This is a genomic window from Nocardia otitidiscaviarum NBRC 14405, from assembly GCF_000308635.1.
GTDB classification, from domain to species: Bacteria; Actinomycetota; Actinomycetes; order Mycobacteriales; family Mycobacteriaceae; genus Nocardia; species Nocardia otitidiscaviarum.
Genome location: NZ_BAGD01000060.1, coordinates 1 through 2,370, shown reverse-complemented (window position 1 = coordinate 2,370; position 2,370 = coordinate 1). Strand labels below are relative to the sequence as shown.

General features: G+C 56.5%; 1 rRNA gene. It reads right to left on the bottom strand.

Annotation, left to right across the window (positions count from 1 at the left end):
- Positions 1–4: 4 nt before the first annotated feature.
- A 23S ribosomal RNA gene (locus tag ON31_RS11195) occupies positions 5–2,370 on the bottom strand; the annotation flags it as partial.

Here is a 2,370-nt window from a genome sequence, read left to right as displayed (position 1 = left end):
CTTTGTTGGTAAGTCCTCGGCCTATTAGTACCAGTCACCTCCACACGTTACCGCGCTTCCAGTTCTGGCCTATCAACCCAATGGTCTGTTGGGGGCCTTACCCCCTCGAGGGGGTGAGAAACCTCATCTTGGAACAGGCTTCCCGCTTAGATGCTTTCAGCGGTTATCCCTTCCGAACGTGGCCAACCAGCAGTGCTCCTGGCGGAACAACTGGCACACCAGAGGTTCGTCCGTCCCGGTCCTCTCGTACTAGGGACAGCCTTCCTCAAGTTTCTAACGCGCGCGGCGGATAGAGACCGAACTGTCTCACGACGTTCTAAACCCAGCTCGCGTGCCGCTTTAATGGGCGAACAGCCCAACCCTTGGGACCTACTCCAGCCCCAGGATGCGACGAGCCGACATCGAGGTGCCAAACCATCCCGTCGATATGGACTCTTGGGGAAGATCAGCCTGTTATCCCCGGGGTACCTTTTATCCGTTGAGCGACACCGCTTCCACATGCCGGTGCCGGATCACTAGTCCCGACTTTCGTCCCTGCTCGACATGTCTGTCTCACAGTCAAGCTCCCTTGTGCACTTGCACTCGACACCTGATTGCCAACCAGGCTGAGGGAACCTTTGGGCGCCTCCGTTACATTTTGGGAGGCAACCGCCCCAGTTAAACTACCCACCAGGCACTGTCCCTGAACCCGATCAGGGTCCGAGGTTAGAGGTCCAATACGATCAGAGTGGTATTTCAACGACGACTCCCACGACACTAGCGTGCCGCTTTCACAGTCTCCCACCTATCCTACACAAACCGTACCGAACACCAATACCAAGCTATAGTGAAGGTCCCGGGGTCTTTTCGTCCTGCCGCGCGTAACGAGCATCTTTACTCGTAATGCAATTTCGCCGAGTCTGTGGTTGAGACAGCAGAGAAGTCGTTACGCCATTCGTGCAGGTCGGAACTTACCCGACAAGGAATTTCGCTACCTTAGGATGGTTATAGTTACCACCGCCGTTTACCGGGGCTTAAATTCTCAGCTTCGCGAATTGCTTCGCTAACCGGTCCTCTTAACCTTCCGGCACCGGGCAGGCGTCAGTCCGTATACATCGTCTTACGACTTCGCACGGACCTGTGTTTTTAGTAAACAGTCGCTTCTCTCTGGTCTCTGCGACCACCACCAGCTCAGGAAGCAAGTTCCGTCACCAGCCGTGGTCCCCCTTCTCCCGAAGTTACGGGGGCATTTTGCCGAGTTCCTTAACCACAGTTCTCTCGATCGCCTTAGTATTCTCTACCTGACCACCTGTGTCGGTTTGGGGTACGGGCCGTGTACCAACTCACTAGAGGCTTTTCTCGGCAGCATAGGATCACTGAATTCGCCTCAATCGGCTACGCATCACCTCTCAGGCTGTATGAGACGCGGATTTGCCTACGTCTCGCCCTACCGGCTTACACCAGGTATTCCATCACCTGGCCCAGCTACCTTCCTGCGTCACCCCATCGCTTGACTACTACAATCAGGGTCCCGTGCAGCCCCCTCCAGCCACCCGAAGGTGGTCTATTGGGTTTTGGACGGTTAGCACAACTGATTCGCCATTGGGCGCGGATACACGGGTACGGGAATATCAACCCGTTGTCCATCGGCTACGCCTGTCGGCCTCGTCTTAGGTCCCGACTCACCCTGGGCGGATTAACCTGGCCCAGGAACCCTTGGTCATTCGGCGGACGAGTTTCTCACTCGTCTTTCGCTACTCATGCCTGCATTCTCACTCGCGCAGCCTCCACAACTAGGTCACCCTGCTGCTTCCCTGGCTACACGACGCTCCCCTACCCAGCCACACCACTGCCCCGAAGGGAATGTACATGTGTGACTGCCGCGGCTTCGGCGGTGTACTTGAGCCCCGCTACATTGTCGGCGCAGGATCACTTGACCAGTGAGCTATTACGCACTCTTTCAAGGGTGGCTGCTTCTAAGCCAACCTCCTGGTTGTCTCTGCGACCCCACATCCTTTTCCACTTAGTACACGCTTAGGGGCCTTAGCCGGCGATCTGGGCTGTTTCCCTCTCGACTACGAAGCTTATCCCCCGCAGTCTCACTGCCACGCTCTCACACACCGGCATTCGGAGTTTGGCTGACTTCGGTAAGCTTGTGGGCCCCCTAGGCCATCCAGTAGCTCTACCTCCGGCGTGAAACACGTGACGCTGCACCTAAATGCATTTCGGGGAGAACCAGCTATCACGGAGTTTGATTGGCCTTTCACCCCTACCCACAGCTCATCCCCTCAGTTTTCAACCTAAGTGGGTTCGGGCCTCCACGACGTCTTACCGTCGCTTCACCCTGGCCATGGGTAGATCACTCCGCTTCGGGTCCATAGCATGCGACTC